This is a genomic window from Pantoea sp. GW821-FHT03E06, assembly GCF_059420725.1.
Map to the genome: position 1 here is coordinate 2,364,663 of NZ_JBWKUG010000001.1, position 16,353 is coordinate 2,381,015.

General features: G+C 52.1%; 14 protein-coding genes. All 14 read right to left on the reverse strand.

Annotated elements, in window-relative coordinates:
• Positions 1–6 precede the first annotated feature (6 nt).
• Positions 7–936 (reverse strand): phosphatidate cytidylyltransferase, encoded by a 930-nt coding sequence (locus AC07WB_RS11030; protein WP_494940491.1) that lies wholly within the window; start codon positions 934–936, stop codon positions 7–9.
• A complete protein-coding gene (locus AC07WB_RS11035; RefSeq protein WP_494940492.1) occupies positions 929–1,531 on the reverse strand; it encodes a CDP-alcohol phosphatidyltransferase family protein in 603 nt (200 codons plus the stop codon). The genes AC07WB_RS11030 and AC07WB_RS11035 overlap by 8 nt, the downstream gene beginning before the upstream one ends.
• Positions 1,532–1,583: 52 nt before the next feature.
• The gene (locus AC07WB_RS11040) at positions 1,584–4,022 is read right to left on the reverse strand and encodes a T6SS phospholipase effector Tle1-like catalytic domain-containing protein (protein WP_494940493.1); all 2,439 of its coding nucleotides are present in this window, start codon (positions 4,020–4,022) and stop codon (positions 1,584–1,586) included.
• Positions 4,010–4,540 carry a Tli1a family immunity protein gene (tli1a, locus tag AC07WB_RS11045; protein ID WP_494941063.1) on the reverse strand — a complete coding sequence of 177 codons (531 nt, stop codon included), beginning with the start codon at positions 4,538–4,540 and terminating at the stop codon, positions 4,010–4,012. Before tli1a (AC07WB_RS11045) ends, AC07WB_RS11040 begins: the two co-directional genes overlap by 13 nt.
• On the reverse strand, positions 4,540–5,070 hold the full coding sequence (gene tli1a / locus AC07WB_RS11050) for a Tli1a family immunity protein (RefSeq protein ID WP_494941064.1): 531 nt from the start codon (positions 5,068–5,070) through the stop codon (positions 4,540–4,542). Before tli1a (AC07WB_RS11050) ends, tli1a (AC07WB_RS11045) begins: the two co-directional genes overlap by 1 nt.
• The gene (tli1a, locus tag AC07WB_RS11055) at positions 5,070–5,600 is read right to left on the reverse strand and encodes a Tli1a family immunity protein (protein WP_494941065.1); all 531 of its coding nucleotides are present in this window, start codon (positions 5,598–5,600) and stop codon (positions 5,070–5,072) included. The genes tli1a (AC07WB_RS11050) and tli1a (AC07WB_RS11055) overlap by 1 nt, the downstream gene beginning before the upstream one ends.
• The gene (gene tli1a / locus AC07WB_RS11060) at positions 5,600–6,115 is read right to left on the reverse strand and encodes a Tli1a family immunity protein (protein ID WP_494941066.1); all 516 of its coding nucleotides are present in this window, start codon (positions 6,113–6,115) and stop codon (positions 5,600–5,602) included. The genes tli1a (AC07WB_RS11055) and tli1a (AC07WB_RS11060) overlap by 1 nt, the downstream gene beginning before the upstream one ends.
• Positions 6,116–6,141: 26 nt before the next feature.
• Positions 6,142–6,903: a toxin Tle1 chaperone Tla1 gene (gene tla1, locus AC07WB_RS11065; protein ID WP_494940494.1), complete on the reverse strand. Its 762-nt coding sequence runs from the start codon at positions 6,901–6,903 to the stop codon at positions 6,142–6,144.
• Positions 6,904–6,934: 31 nt separating this feature from the next.
• Positions 6,935–9,310 (reverse strand): type VI secretion system Vgr family protein, encoded by a 2,376-nt coding sequence (locus AC07WB_RS11070; RefSeq protein WP_494940495.1) that lies wholly within the window; start codon positions 9,308–9,310, stop codon positions 6,935–6,937.
• Between the two features lie 43 nt (positions 9,311–9,353).
• Positions 9,354–11,957: a type VI secretion system ATPase TssH gene (gene tssH, locus AC07WB_RS11075; RefSeq protein WP_494940496.1), complete on the reverse strand. Its 2,604-nt coding sequence runs from the start codon at positions 11,955–11,957 to the stop codon at positions 9,354–9,356.
• 203 nt (positions 11,958–12,160) lie between these two features.
• The gene (hcp, locus tag AC07WB_RS11080) at positions 12,161–12,652 is read right to left on the reverse strand and encodes a type VI secretion system effector Hcp (protein ID WP_097097003.1); all 492 of its coding nucleotides are present in this window, start codon (positions 12,650–12,652) and stop codon (positions 12,161–12,163) included.
• A gap of 3 nt (positions 12,653–12,655) precedes the next feature.
• Entirely contained in the window at positions 12,656–14,341 is a 1,686-nt protein-coding gene (locus tag AC07WB_RS11085; protein ID WP_494940497.1) for an OmpA family protein, read from the reverse strand.
• The gene (gene tssL, locus AC07WB_RS11090) at positions 14,338–15,012 is read right to left on the reverse strand and encodes a type VI secretion system protein TssL, short form (protein WP_494940498.1); all 675 of its coding nucleotides are present in this window, start codon (positions 15,010–15,012) and stop codon (positions 14,338–14,340) included. Before tssL ends, AC07WB_RS11085 begins: the two co-directional genes overlap by 4 nt.
• Positions 15,009–16,349: a type VI secretion system baseplate subunit TssK gene (gene tssK / locus AC07WB_RS11095; RefSeq protein WP_494940499.1), complete on the reverse strand. Its 1,341-nt coding sequence runs from the start codon at positions 16,347–16,349 to the stop codon at positions 15,009–15,011. Before tssK ends, tssL begins: the two co-directional genes overlap by 4 nt.
• Positions 16,350–16,353: the final 4 nt, after the last annotated feature.

A 16,353-nucleotide genomic window follows, 5' to 3' on the forward strand; every position in this document is an offset into this window, starting at 1 on the left:
GCGCCTCTACATGTAGAAGTAATAATAGAAATGGAAGAATAGCGGCGCGGTATAAATCAGTGAATCGAGACGATCGAGAATACCGCCGTGTCCTGGTAGCAGTTTTCCAGAGTCCTTAACGCCAAAATCACGTTTAATGGCTGACATCACCACGTCACCGCAAAATCCGCTTAAACCAATGATCACACCAGCGCCAATAGAATGAATCAAATCCATCTGTGTCAGCAGCGGGCCAAAAATGCCCGCCAGCAGCGTTGTGGTGAATACACCACCCAATAACCCGGCCAGGGTTTTATTTGGGCTAACCTTAGGTATGACTTTTATTTTCCCTAACGACTTACCCCAAAGATATTGCGAAATATCATTGAGCTCAGTGCAGCCGACAAGGAAAATAACCAGTAACGCCCCTGCTATAGCATACGTGCCCGGCAGCATCATCAAATAAGCAACATGACTTAATGAAAATACCGTGGTCATCATGCCCCAATGTATAATCGATGCAGAGTTCAAAAACCCCTTGGTATCACCGACAATAACCATGCGCGCAGGCAAGAATAGAAACACATAAATGGGGATGAAAATAATGAACATCCCATACCACGACATTCCCACCCATATGTATTGCAGCGGAATGGCAGCATACATCCACAGCAAAGGCACGCTGTCTGAACGTCGTGTCGGCGCTAACGTCAGATATTCCTTTAACGAAAGAAAACTGAGTAAACCAAAGAAGGTCAGTGCCAACCACTTGGGTGACAACATTGCCAGAGAAAACAGGCTGATGATTACCCACCAACTATTAATTCGCTGCTGTAACTCTAGCCAGTCACGTTGTGGACGAGTTTGTTTCAGAATGAAGAGAGTCAGGGTAGCGAGTAATAAAACGCTAAATATCCCACCAAAGCAATAATATAGTATCTTCGAGGCGTCAGGCATTATTCACCTCCATCGCACTTCGGCAACGATTGATGCAGGTGCATACCAGTAACAACGACATGGCAGTGAAAACCTTATTGGCGACGTCAATATATTGTGGCCAGCAAGCAATAAACAGACCTAATGCTCCTAATAGAAAAGCGCGATCGCTTTTTCCTAATGGTCCCCGATAATTCCTGATGTGCGTCAAAGTCTGAGCAATAACGCCACAGAATTCAGTAAGCCATGAAAGCAACACCACCAGCACGACTAACCATGCAGATACGCCGGTTAAAAAAGCGAATGAGAGGTAGAGTGCAGCATCTGAAATAATATCGCCAACTTCATTAAGAATTGCGCCAAGTGTTGATTGCTGATTGAACTCTCTGGCTAACATGCCATCAATAGCATTTAGCGCCATACGAAAGAATAAAAACAGCGGGAGTAAAATGAATAGTGACGGTTGTGAAAAGAATATTAGCAACCCGCCCAATATTATTGACCCCAGCATTGCTAGTGATGTTATTTGGTTTGCGGTAACTCTTTTCGCATGCAGCATAATTACAATTGGTCTAAGTAAGTTTTGAAACTTAGGTTTGATGTCATATAACGTCATAATAGGGCTCCTGCCATTTATTTTATTTCCAGCTATTTTTTCGAAAAATAAATTATGCAGATAGAGTTTTCTCTTTATTCGACCAATCCGAAAGAATCGAATTCTTAGCCATCATTAAGTTGTGCTCATCGGCGACAGCTTTATAGTTTGCAACCACTGCTCCAGGTTCATCAGTGAATTGCTGTTGTTGTGCCGCATCCGGCAGCATGGGGATAAGCTCATTGGTCTGCACATCGCGCATTTCGATATCGAATGCTTCAAGGCCAGCTGTTGCTGCAAGCCCAGAGACCTTTTTGATATCTTGTTTCTGCTTTAAACTGATAATAACACCCGCCACAGGTGATACCGCGCCAACAACATCGCCGGCAATCACCAATGGTGATAATGACTTATTACTTTTATTGCCGAAATAGATCATTCGGTAACGGAAATATCCACCCCAGGGTTCACGTGTACCTAATGCGGAATACAAAAACCAGGCGCGCGAATCATGTACCTGATCATCGAATAGCGATCTGACCAATCCGGACGGGTTAGTAGCATTACGGGATTCATCTGAGAATGGAAAAAGCAACTTATACATTACATCGCCTTCCGTTCTCATTTTTTTAAACTCTGCCACTTCATCATCGGTATTGATGCGAAAAATCGTTCGACCAACCAGATTATCTATAACGACCTGAACAACACCATTCTGCGAACGAAACTTACCTTGATAATCTTCACGAAATTCACGTGCGGCTTCCCACAGTTGTCGCTTTGCAATATCCGGGTCGAAATCCTTAACGCCAGCAGGCATAACGATATCTTTCAGCTCTTCTTTTGAATACTTATATTTTTCCAAGATTCTTTTGGATTCTATTTTCCCCTGCTTATCCTCTCTATTTTTCTTAGAAATCTGATACTGTTTAGGGTCATTGTCACTATTAGTCGCTTGCTCATAAAAACGTGCATTAATCAGAGTTTCATGCGCATATCGCCCAATACGCCAGCCGGTGATCCATGCCATTTGATCTTCAATCACCGCTTCTAACGACGCTGTTGCTCGTACAGGTTTGTAATCTATTGCTTCTTGAGAGTTGAATTTTTTGGGGGTGGATTGGTTGAGGGTGAATTCTCGCCAAGCGTTGAATCGACTGATTAATAAAGAATCAACATCAAAGAGCTGAATAATATCAAGAGACATTTTCCTCCAGTTATCTTTATCTAATGTGTTTGGTAATGACTCCTCAGGTATTTTTAATGGAGCTCCAGCCTCAAAAGCTTCAGCATATATATCATTTAAAATAATCTGAGAGAGTAAAAAACCATCATGAGATGCAACTGATTTACCTTGATCTCCTGGAGGATATCCCCCACCAACATCTGAGTGCATGCCGGGGTAAACCACCTCAATACTGTTCTCTGGATATTTTCCATTGCCCCTGCGAATAGAATCCAGAGGAAAGCATAGCCGTTGTTCATGGGATGAAACCAAATGAGCGCAACGTTTAATCAAACCACCATAAGTGACTTCGTCAGGCAATTCCATGGTGTCATCGGCCCACGCCATATGGCCTTCCGCTAATGGAGCAATATGGGCAACTCCCACTGAAGCGACTGTATCAAGCAATCCCAGGAATTCAACACTGATCGGAATTTTCAGTTCATCAATAGTTAAGCATTGCTCCGGTTTCGTATTTTCCACTTCTGGCGGTGGGAGCAGCTCACAGAGCCAACGAACAAAAGCACGAGCAGTTGCCGCACCGCGCGAGAAGCCATAAACATACAGCTTGATACCCAACAGTTTTGGTTTTCCTGGCTCGGGTTGATCAAGCGCGGGTTTCAACAGAGACTTGAGTGAGCTCAGCTGCCTCGTGAATTCTTCATAGCGATTATGACTGCCGCCATATCCAAGCCGCGCCCAGGTTGTTCCCATGTTCTTAACAGCCTTGCGAACTTCAGCATTGCTCATCCACTTTTCTTTCAGAACAAAATTCAGCACATCAATAATGCGTAACAGCGCCCAGTTAATACGTTCTTCACCCATATGCGCTAGTGCCAGCCCTATAATACTGTAATCAAGATCGTTTATTTCCGGAAATGGTGTACCGACGCCGGGTAGATAAAATTTGAAATACTTATCAGCTCCGGTATCGTTAATATCAAATAGTTCGCCGTTATCGCGTCCAACACCACCTGCATAGCCACTGCCAATGGTAGCGCGAAATAAGCGCGCAATATTCGTTGGGTGTTTTGGATTAGACAAATATAAATCGTTATTCAGGTTATTACCCGTTCCATCAAAAAATATGCTGATATGTAACGTTTTGCAACATGGCGGTTCTACTCGCTGCCCAGCAGCCACACACAGAGCCTGGCGATATTCAAGTGCCTCACTGTCTTGTTTTTTGCAATTTAATCCAACTAACGCCGCGGAATCCGGTAAACGTCCTTGAGGAGGAAAAGATGGCGGATACCAGACTAAATCTCTTTCAATTACTTTGGACATACGGCAGGCTCCTTCATCCTCAAAGGCTCTTTAATCGGATAGTTAACATTCCGTGGTGACCAGCAACTGGTGGTTACTTTAACTTCATCACAGGGAAGAAAATGCACGGTTATGCCGCAAGTTTCCTCACCATTATAATCAGGGATGAAAACTTTCCTACTATGACCCTTTTTCTGCTCATGATTTTTCTTTTTCCAAGCTTCGTATTTATCTCTGTTAGCAAATCCAGGAAAGTCATCAGAAGAACCTACTCCTGTTTCCCAATCAATCTTAACTGTCATTCCCGGTTGCCATTTAGCTGGCACCCCAAAGCAACAACCGCCGCCGCCCCCTTGATAAGGGCCAATAGAGTCTATGCCGGACTCGCCATCAACACTAAATTGATTAATTGCCCAATGCGTATGGTTGATAGCTTTAATCACCCCGGAACCACCGCTGGCCGCATTAGCATTTTCCTGAGCACAGGCGGACAATAAACAAGTGAGAGAGAATAATAAACAGAAGCGAAAATTTTTCATCACTTTGGACATACGGCTGGCTCCTTCATCCGTAAAGGCTCTTTAATCGGATAGTTAGCATTACGCGGAGACCAACAGCTGGTGGTGACCTTAATTCCATCACAAGAAAGAAAATGAACAGTAATCCCGCAAGTATCCTGTCCGTTATAATCCGGAAGTAATACTATCTTACTGTGCTGTCTCTTCTGCTCGTGGTTTTTCTTAGTCCAGGCTAAATACTTTTCCCAATCGGCAAAACCTGGAAAATCATCTGATGAGCTAACACCTGTTTCCCATTCAATTTTAACCATCATTCCCGGCCGCCATTTAGCCGGCACACCAAAACAACAACCACCACCGCCCCCTTGATAAGGGCCAATTGAGTCTATTCCGGACTGGCCATCAACACTGAAATGATTAATAGCCCAATGTGTATGGTTGATAGCTTTAATCACCCCGGAACCACCGCTGGCCGCATTAGCATTTTCCTGAGAGCAGGCTGATAATAAATAAGTTAGAGAGAGTAATATAAAAAAGCGAAAATTTTTCATTACTTTGGACATACGGCTGGCTCCTTCATCCTTAAAGGCTCTTTGATAGGATAGTTAGCATTACGCGGGGACCAGCAACTGGTTGTGACTTTAACATCATCACAGGGAAGAAAATGAACAGTAATTCCACATGTATCCTGCCCGTTATAGTCTGGTAATAGAACGATTTTCGTATGTTCTCGGTCATTAGCTTTCATTTTTTTTAGCCACGCATTGTATTTTTCTCGGTCAGAAAATCCAGGAAATCCTTTAGTAGATGCTTCACCACTTTCCCATTCAATTTTAACTGTCATTCCCGGTTGCCATTTAGCTGGCACCCCAAAGCAACAACCGCCGCCGCCGCCCTGATATGGACCGATAGTATCTATTCCTGACTGGTCATTAACACTGAAATGATTAATTGCCCAGTGTGTATGGTTGATAGCTTTAATCACCCCGGAACCACCGCTGGCCGCATTAGCATTTTCCTGAGCACAGGCGGACAATAAATAAGTGAGAGAAAGTAATATACAGAAGCGAAAATTTTTCATTACTTTGGACATACGGCTGGCTCCTTCATACGTAAAGGCTCTTTAATCGGATAATTTTCGTTGCGTGGTGACAAGCAACTGGTGGTTACTTTAACTTCATCACAGGGAAGAAAATGGACAGTAATTCCGCAATTATCCTCATTATTATAATCTGGGAGAGAAACTGTCTTCTTATGCTGGCGATTTAGTTCCTGTATTTTCTTTTTCCAAGTCTGGTATTTATCCCAATTTTCAAATCCCGGAAAACCATCCATTTCTCCAACTCCTGTTTCCCATTCAATTTCGACCTTCATTCCCGATTGCCATTTAGCTGGCACTCCAAAGCAACAACCGCCGCCGCCACCCTGATATGGACCTATTGTATCTATTCCAGACTGGCCATTAACACTGAAATGATTAATTGCCCAGTGAGTATGATTAATAGCTTTAATCACGCCACCTACAGCTTGAGCGTTTGGTAGCAAAATGAAGACTGATATAGTTATCGCAATTAAATTAAAGAAAAATAGTATCATTTGTTTCATTCCTTCCTTGCGATTAGTTAGCCGACGATTACTTCAGCCAACTTTCCTTCAACCCAACGCTCGCGATCTTCATCCATAATTAAATCTTTATCTGAGGCCTCGCACATCGCTTTATAACAAATCTGAAACAACGTTTCCTGTGACAGATGTTCGGGGATGACGCTTTGTTGATAGTTCAGCATAATATTTACATCACAAACGCACATTAGATAATCCAGCTGACGATCGCTGAGATCAATATGTGACATTTTTTCACCACTTAAAGGTGCGGCACCATTACCCGCTATCAACTGTGCAACACCATCTCTGTCTATCCAGCTCCAAAACACAACGGGTCTATGAATTTGTGATTTCTGTTCTTCATTTAATAAATCAGCTGTTAGAAGAGGAAATAATCGTGGATCATAAAAGCGGAGAATCCCTGGGCGCCCTTCATGTCGGCCATCGGTACAATTCTGCAACCATTTGGCCAGTAAATCTATTGGCCAGATTGAGCACAGCGCCAGTAACACACTACGGTTTGAATCTTCCATGCAAATTTCATCAAGCCACTGACGCTGTTGCGGATCATCTAAATCGATACGCAACAATAAAGGTGCTTCACTTTCAGCAATTTCTTCAGGAAGTCCCTGAAATAGTGATTGCCATTCTATGGACAAAACCTTACAGACAGGAATAACTGAATACTTCAGACCCGATTGGTCGATAATCAGGTGAAGGTGTTTCCCTCCGAGTTTTTTGCATTGATTTTCCAATTGTGAAATCCATTCATTCACCATATATTTCGCCTTAAAATAGTGATATTGGTATTTATTTCCTCGGGACGAATCCTTGTGCCAATTCCTGGGCGCGTTTTAAACACTCCTTACAAACCGATGAAGGTAATTCAGGTAATGGAAACTCCTGGCTTTGAGGGCCCTTGAAATCATGTTGGCCTTTAAGACTGATTAATCCCGGCCCATGAATTTCAATTTCACCGTCAGGTGAAAGGCGAATATATGCGCCACCGCTGGCAATCGTAATGCCATTTTTCGCCGTGAGCTGCAGGTGACCTTGCGTGGATTGCACCGTGACATCTTTAAGGGATGTCAAAGATAGCGTGTCGGCATGTGACTCCACCTGAAGCGGGCCTTTTGCAGAGACCAGACGCATGCCCTCCTGCTGGGCAAGCAGCGATATTGCCTTCGATGCATTCGCTGACAGTCGCTGTGCACTGGCGAGATTCACTTCGCCAAGACTCTGTAAATACAGGCCTTTACCGCTGTTAAGCAACATCCCTTCCGGCGTTACTGCACCGATCCCTTCTGGCGCGCTGATCAGCATCGCTGATCCTTTCAGTTCATCTGCATTTTTATGTAGGGACTTCAGTGTCTCTATGTCTGGCGAAAAACTCCGGTGTGTCTGAGTAACACTTCCCCACTCAGTGAGCTGATTGACCGCCCCTTTCATCAGGCTGATTGGTTGCTTCATCTCCAGCGCATTTCCCTGCGCCGCCGTCTGCCCGTCGGCGCTGATAAACAGCCCTTTGCTGGCGCGGATGGCGCCCCAGCTGTCGGTGCGCAGCTCAAAACCTTCGCCGCGCGGCTGGCGCTCACCGTCGACCAGATGCCCGAGATTCAGCTGGCTCTTGCCGCCATACTCGGTGCTGAGCTTGATGTGCTCCTGGCCACGCGTGTCGTCGAGGCGCAGCTTGTTGTTGGCGGGCGTGCGCAGCACATTGCGTTTGTAATTGCGGATGGTGACGTGGTCTGCGCGTGACGAATCATGCAGCACGCCGGCAATGTATGGACGATCAGGGTTGCCGTGCTCAAAGCCTATCGCCACCTCGGTACCCGCCAGCAGCGGCAGATGCAGGCCGTAGGTGTCGCCGGCGAACGGACGCGCCTGCCGCACCCACAGGCTTTCGAAGCCGCTCTCCCAGCCAGCCCGGTCAAACAGCATGCTGACGCGATAGCGCCCGTCGCGGTCAATGTGCCCATAAGTGTCGTTGGTGGTGGTGCTGGTGATGCGCGCCGGTAAGGTGCCCGCCATCACCGGGCGCGGTGCGGGTTCCGGACGGTAGCTGTAGCGGCCTTCCGCCGGGATGCCCTGAAACAATGTTTCCATGCTGCTGTCGCGCGCCGCGCGGCAGACCAGCGAGGTGATAACCACGCCGCTGCGAAACATCTCCGCCGCGTTGCTGCCGCTGGCGCGCACCACTACGCCCGGCATCAGCGAGGCACAACTGGATTTGGCGCTCAGCTGCGTCTGCCGGTTGAGGTAGCGCTCGTGGCGCAGCCGGGCGTAGAACGCGCCGCTTTCGGTTGCAGGCGTTGCGCTGTAAACCTCGCCCGCCTGCAGATAGTTATCCGCCCAGTGATAAGCCTCGCCGTAAGTGGTGTCGTCGCCGCCGGTGACATCGGCCTGCGCATTCATGTCGGCGGTGGCGTCGCGATAGTTGTAATCGCGGGTGCTGACGGTTTTCTCCACCACGCGAAAGCGGCTTTCCATCGCCCAAACCGACTCCACGCCACTGTCGTGCAGACCGGATGGCGGCACGGCGGGCAGCGTCAGGCCGGTCACGTAGCCCTGCGGGCCGTCATAGAATTCAACCACGTCGATGTTGAGACGCGTGTCGGTGGTGAAGCGGAACCAGATGCCGACCTCCGCCAGCAGGCGCGAGACGAAGCGCAGGTCATCCTCGTCAAACTGCATCACCTGCTCGCGCTTCGGGTAGTCGCGGCTGAGGTTAAATACAAAATCCTGCCCGCGCATGCCGTGGCGCTCGCGCAGGATGGCTTCGGCAATCTGCGGCACCGACATGTCCTGCCAGATGGCGTTCTGCCGGGTACGCGCCAGCAGCGCCAGGCGCGGCTGCAGCGTGATGGCGTAGCGTGCTTCGTCCGCCGACACGCCAAGCATATCAAAGCCAGTGAGCACGCCCTGCACCACGCGCAGCGGCCCGGCTTTGTGCAGCAGCTCGCTAAGGATCTGCGGGGATGGCAACAACGTCAGCGACGCCGGTTTCCGTAGCATCGCTTCGCGGCTGATGTGCTTGTCAGTGCTGGTGAAGATGATGTTCCAGCTGAACGGCGCGCTCAGCGTCTCCGTGCCTTCAAAGCTGAGCACGTCCAGCGGGAATGAGGCGTCTTTGACCTTCAGCTGGTGATGACTGTGGCTGAAGGTGATAATGGCCTTATCTGTCATGGTGAAATCCTTTTATTGCCGCGTACAGAAAACCGTCGTTCACTCAGAACGTAAAGGTCACATCGCCTTCTTCACTGGTATCCAGCGTCAGTCTGTCTCTTAAGGTGCCGCTGGCGCGATGCTGCAGGATCATCTGGCTCATAACCGGCAAAATCTGCTGATTGAGCAGGCTGTCGATGTTGCGCGCGCCGGTGTCCGGCAACAGGCACGCATCGGTGAGCATGTCGAACAGATCTTCGCCGATGGTGGTGCGCATGCCGTAATGACGTTGCAAACGCTGGCTCACCTGCTTCAGCTTCATTTCCACGATGACGCGCATGGCTTCGCGTGCCAGCGGGCGATAAATCACCGTCTGGAAGCGGGCCAGTAGCGCGGGCTGAAAATGGTCGCGCAGGAGTGGGCGCAGGCACTCCTGAAGTTCGGATTCGGTGGCTTGCGGGTTTTCGTCCAGCAGCTGCATCAGCGGGTCGCTGCCAAGGTTTGAGGTCATCAGGATTACGGTATTGCGGAAGTCGATCTCACGTCCTTCGCCGTCGCGCATAAATCCGCGATCAAATACCTGATAGAACAGATTGATCACGTCGCGGTGCGCTTTTTCCACTTCGTCGAGCAGCACAACGCTGTACGGACGCTTACGCACCGCTTCGGTAAGGACGCCGCCCTGGCCGTAGCCAACGTAGCCCGGCGGTGAGCCTTTGAGCTGGCTAACGGTGTGCGCTTCCTGGTATTCGCTGAGGTTGATGGTGATTAACGACTTCTCGCCGCCGTACAGCAAATCCGCCAGCGCCAGCGCGGTTTCGGTTTTGCCGGTGCCGCTGCTGCCCACCAGCAGGAACACGCCCTGCGGGCCATTTTCTGAGGTAAGCCCGGTTTTAGCAGCGCGCAGGCGCTGGGCGATGGCGTTTAGCGCGGCATCCTGACCGACCACACGCGTCGCGAGCTGACTTTCCAGCGCCAGGAGTTCGGCCTGCTCATCCTTCGTCAGCGAAGAGAGCGGCACGCCTGTCCAGTCGGCAATTACGCTCGCGACGATGCGCGCATCAACGTCGGCGGTGAGCAGTGGCTCGCCGGGCTGCAAAGCATCAAGTTCAGTCTGGAGTTGGGCGATATTGCCATGCTGTGTCCCAGCTTTGCGGCCAGCCAGCAGCTGCTGCATCAGCGACTGCACCTTTGCATAGCGCTGCTCAAGTGTCTCAAGTTCTTCATCAATTATTGCTATCTGGCTTTCAATTTCAGCCAGACGCTCGAGCGGGATAGCGCTGCCGAGCGCTTCATCGTCGAGAATGGCGCGCTGCTCAATGTTCAGCCCGTCAAGCTTCGCTCTCAAACGAATAATCACCTCCGGCACCGTGTCCTGATTCATGCGCACGCGCGCAGCAGCGGTATCAAGCAGGTCAACCGCCTTGTCGGGCAGCTGGCGACCGGTTAAGTAGCGGCGCGACAGCGTGACGGCGGCGCGTACCGCTGCGTCGGTGATATGCACGCCGTGGTGCTCAGCGTAGCGTGACTTAAGGCCACGCAGCATCAGGCACGCGGTGTCGTCGTCCGGCTCGTCAACCTTGACCATCTGGAAGCGGCGCTCCAGCGCGGCGTCCTTCTCGAAGTACTGCTTGTATTCACTCCACGTGGTGGCCGCAATGGTGCGCAATTCGCCGCGCGCCAGCGCTGGTTTCAGCAGGTTGGCCGCATCGGCGCCGCCCGCTTGGTTGCCCGCGCCGATAATGGTGTGCGCTTCGTCGATAAATAACAGCACCGGCTGCGACGCATTCTGTACCTCGGTGATGATGTTTTTCAGGCGCTGCTCAAACTCGCCCTTCACGCCCGCACCCGCCTGCAGCATGCCGAGATCCAATGTATGCACCCTCACAAGTTTGAGGCTGTCCGGTACGTTGCCTTCAGCGATGCGCAGCGCCAGCCCTTCCACCAACGCGGTTTTACCCACGCCCGGCTCGCCGACCAGAATCGGGTTGTTCTTGCGGCGGCGCGACAGGATATCAATCATCTGGCGAACTTCGTTGTCGCGGCCAAATACGGGGTCGATTTTGCCATTACGCGCATCAGCGGTGACGTCGCGGGTGAAGCGCGCAAGCGCTTCGGCAGATGGGGTTTTGTTCGGGCCTGCTGCGGAGGGTTGTTCGAACGTGCTGACCGGCATTTCCGGCTGCTCCGCTTCTGCACGCTCATCGGACTGCGCGTCCAGCATCGGCTGTAGGCGCTCCAGCTGGCTTATGCGCAGACTCAGCAGCGGCCACAGCCCTTCACAGCGCACCAGCGACGGCTGTTCGGCCAGCGCCATCAACAGATGCACGCTGCGGATTTGTGGGGCGTTATCTGAAGTCGAGGCCATCAGCCACGCCTGTTTCAATAAAGCTTCCAGTGCCGAGGAAAGCTGCGGGCGACCACGTACCGCACGCGGCTGACGATCGAGAAATGCCAGCAAATCCTGCCAGATGGCATCCATATCCCACTCATAGCGGCGCGCAATCACGGTGATGTCGCCTTCGCCCTGTTCCAGCAGCTTGAGCAGCCAGTGTTCCGGCTGAATTTCCGCATGCGCGCGGGTCTGACACAGCGAGGCAGCGGCTTCCAGCGCCTGCGCGCAAAACGGGTTAAGGCGACGCAGCAGTGCGGCTGACTGACTATCCATAGTAAAGTTCTCCTGATTGGGGCACGCTACCGCCCGTCGCTATGTACCAAAGCGCATAAGGTCAGTAGGTCTGATGTGGAAATGACTAGTGATTTCACCCGTCGAAGATGGAATCACCAGGCATCTAGAGCGGTACGCGTTTTGGTCGCCATGAATGGCGACCCTACGAGATGGACGGTCCGCTGGGACCGCCCCTACAGCCGTTATGCTGTCGCTCTCTCATTCCATGAATCGGAATGAATAATGTTGCCGTCTTTGTAGGTCCAGGTGATTTTTTCGTAGCGCAACTCAATCTGCTCAAGATGGTTGTGCTTCTCTTTTGACGGGTCTTTAACGTCGTGCATCAACGGATTGACCTTCACCACCTTTACGTTTTCCAACTTGGTGTTGAAGTACTCGACCTCCTGGCCTGCGTCACTAATGCGATACCATTTGAACTCGGCCGATTTAAGCGTCTGCCCGGTGGTTACCGCTTTATAGAGATACGGGCTGGACGAGTCGATCTCCTTGGTAAGCAGGAACGGCGTATGAATACGCGTGCCGGTCAGCTTGCCGGTGTTATTGTCGGTCGGGATGTACAGGTTGTGTTCCTGCGCCACCACTTCGATGCTGCCTTCACGGTCCTGTACATCCACCGATCCTTTAATGTCCGCACCGCCATCGTCCTTCAGCCACAGATAAACGGGAATTGCCATGTGTTACTCCTTTTCTTCATGATTACCGTCACCATCCTGTGATGACGGAGGGAAAGCGCCCGGTGCCTGACAAGCGTCAGCTTGAGGCACGAGACTGATCTCAACGCGCCGGTTTGCTGCGCGCCCCTCGGCGGTTGCGTTGCTCGCCATCGGGCGACTCTGGCCAAACCCCTGTACCGCAAAACAACTCTCATCCACATCACCGGTATCACGTATCCATTCGCGGACTGCGTCAGCACGCTTCAGTGAGAGTTTTTGGTTCAGCAACACATTGCCGGTGTCGTCGGTATGGCCCGCTACCACAATCAACCAACCTGGCTTCGCCTTAACGTTAACCAGTGCGTTAACTAACACTTTGGTTGAGCCCGTTTTCAGGACGGATTTGCCCGAATCAAACAGCGACATGGCATTCAGTCTTACCAGCGTGGGTTGAGGTTTGGGCGCAGGTATGGGTTTGGGTTCTGGCAGCCAGGTGCCGATGGCACGCAATACGGGCAGGTGAAGATAACTGCCCTGGTAAAGGCCTAGCCCAAACCGTAATGGCGCACCCTGCCGTGCATACTTATCTAGCTGCTTCGCGTCATCACGCAGGACCTCAACCGCCGCCAGTTTTGGCGCGTAGTCCGTCATGGCGATGCGGTAATAATGTCCGAGGTCAAACGCGATGCGCTGGATCAACGATTGATTGTTCATGGCAACCGCACACAGGGCGATAGCTGTAGAAACTGCGAATGCATTAAGCGCCATGCGCAGTGCACGCATGCGTGGCGTCAGGCCACGGCCTTGCGGCAGCAACGGAAGGACAAACTCCGGAAGAATGGTTGCAGCGTCAGTAGCAGAACCGGCGCTGGCGATCGTGGTGTGCAGCAGCAGCCATGCACGCCACAGCGAATCGTGCTCCGCATCCAGTGTGCCGGGTTGCAGTTGCATCATGATAGCGCCGGGTTTCACTGAGGCGACGTCGGTATGCGAATCTGTCAGTACACGCAGCACATGCTGGCGTAACCACGCATCCAGTGAGTTGAGCAGGATATACTGCTGCATCGCTGTTGCGCCGCCCGCCTGCATCCATTCATCTAAGCCGCGCGGTGAGGCATCATCCAGCCAGATTTGTGGACGCCTTTCCGCCAGCTGCACCTGCCAGAGTGGAGCCGTACACAAGGTCATCGCGCCAGCAACCGCCACATTAATCAGCAGCGGTAGTGCCTGGCAGGTTTCACGGCGCAGTAGCGCAATTTGCCAGCGGAGGGCAAAGAGTTCATTTTCCAGCACTGCGTTGTCATGCTGCTGCTGCGGAATGATGCTCATATAGATGGAAATCTGGCAGCCCCAGCCGGGACGCATCTGCAATAATTGACGCACGTTGTGCTGCAGTTCGCTGCTATCTACTACGCGAATAAAGCAACCCTGCGGCAAAAGACGTACTGGCTCCGCTTCAGACAGACCATGATCGCCGCAGCACAGCACCACCGGATGCCGGTAAGTCGCAGCGGGTAAATCACTCCATAACTGGCCGGTTGCTTTTATGCGGCGTCTTGAAAGCTTTAACATCACTGTGCCGATAATCAGCGTAATGGTCAGCAAAAGCAGAATGGCGGAGCTGCGTGCCACCGGTAGAAACAGCAGGCACAACACGGCGGCGAGCAGCCATATCCAGAGCGCCAGTAAGCGCTGAAGCAACGGCGTCATCCTTTCACTCCAGGCAACAGCGTTGTGATCAGGTGATCCAGCCAGTGGTTTAGGCCCCACCACAGTGCCGCCAGCAGCAGTGCTGTCAGTCCAATTCGCACTGGCCAAAGGCTTAACCAGCCCATGCTCAGCCCACCGTGTGCCAACGACAGCAAAGGCGCATCTGCTGGGCGCGTGAAGGGAGGCACGCGTTTAGCCAGCGCTGTCATCAACTGCTGACGGGCGGGCGCATCTGCAGAGGCATAACCACCCAGAAAGCCCAGCAGCATCACGCGATGAAAGCAGGTCAGCACTAGCGGATCCGCTTCGGGCTGGGCCAGCACCTGCTGCATGCGATCGCACAGGGTTTCGCCCGCGTCCATGGTCTGTAGAAAGTGCCCCTGCAGCGGCATGTGATACCACTGTAAGCAAGCATCATCCTGCACCCCGCGCCCTTTTACCGCTTCATCCAGCAGCGCGCACTGAGCCAGAAGAATGTCATGACAACCCTCGCGACTCACACCCGCTTCCCGTAGCACACGTTGCACATGCTCGGCATCTGCGACGCAGCGTTGCCAAAGGGTCAGTCCTCCGTCTTCAGTAAATTCTGGCCCGTGCCGTAGGCTGATTACCTGCAGCCAGGTATTTTGCAGCAGCGCATCAATGTCGATGGTTTGTGAGGGTGTACTCATGATCTCAGCACCGCAAAGAGTTCCAGTTCCGGGTCACCCAGCGTGCCGGGGACGTAAAACATGCAGCTACCGCTCTCCAGCATTGCTCGTGCCGCCGGGTGAGACAGATCCAGTGAGAAATACTGATTCTCCAGACGCAGCGGAATAGCAGCCGGAACGTGGCTGAGCGGTTTTAGAGGGATACCCAGCTGCGAGCTATTGACCAGCGCGATGACGTCATCAGGGCTACCCGCTTTACACTGGCGCGGGAATTGCTCTTGCAGCTGGACCACCGGCAGTGGAGAACGTACGGAAAGATAGAAATCGGCTTCTTCGCGCAGGCGGGGATCGTTCAGGCGCGCATGCCACTGACGCAGCCGACGATCGTGGGTCATTTCAATCACCACCATGCGCGACGGCAGGCTGGCTTCGAGCAGCGTACCTAGCAAGCTGAACAACGGCGGAAAAACGTCGTTCAGGTTGTCATGCCGGTAAGCAGGAATGGCACTGACCTGATGCTCCAGCGAAAATGTCAGCAGGCTGCCCGCCAGTCTTGCCAGCTCAGGATAGAGCCGCTCCGGCGGACTTTGCGGATGACGCACAAAATCGGCCAGCACCGGTTCAGCGCTGTTAAGCGCATTCAACAGCCAAAACAATGACACATCAGCAACGGCAAAATCGGCCATACGTTGATTGCTTTCGCGGCGCATCGCCATCAAGCGTGCCAGCCGTGCATCTAGTTGTGTTATGAGTAGATCCAACGCGGTGATAAGCCATGGACTCGACTTCATCATCAGCAGCGGCGGTAGGAATTTATCGTCCAGCATCCAGCCACCCTGCGCATCTTGCTGCAGGCGAGCCACCGGGCAGGTCAGCCAGTCGCTGTTGTCCTGATGCGCATAACGCAGCGTCAACTCGGGTTGCAATACCGCCACCTGCCGGATGTCATCCCCGAACAGATTGCGAACATCACGCCAACGCTGGCGAAAACGCACCGGGCGTTCAGCCACGTCGCTTTCCTGCAGGCAATTGCCGCCGCTGGCGTAGAGCTGCGGCAGCGCCAGAACAACCGTCACTTCCTTCTGCTCCGCCTCAAGCGTTAGCGTGGGGGGAAGCGGATCGGCGTTTTGTGTATCCACCAACGTGCCATCGCTGAATCGCAGGTGCAGATGGCGCGGCTGCAGACGCCCGAGTTTCAGCGCCTCTGGCTCAAACTCCGCCTGCAGCACGCCCCAGGGTTGATTAAGGCCCATACGCGCGATGCATTCGCTCTGCCACGCCTGCCAGGCAGACTGCTGCTGAAAGTGCTGAGGCGAGATCATAGTGCCCCGGCCCCAAAGTGGTTGCTCTGTTTTCATCCCT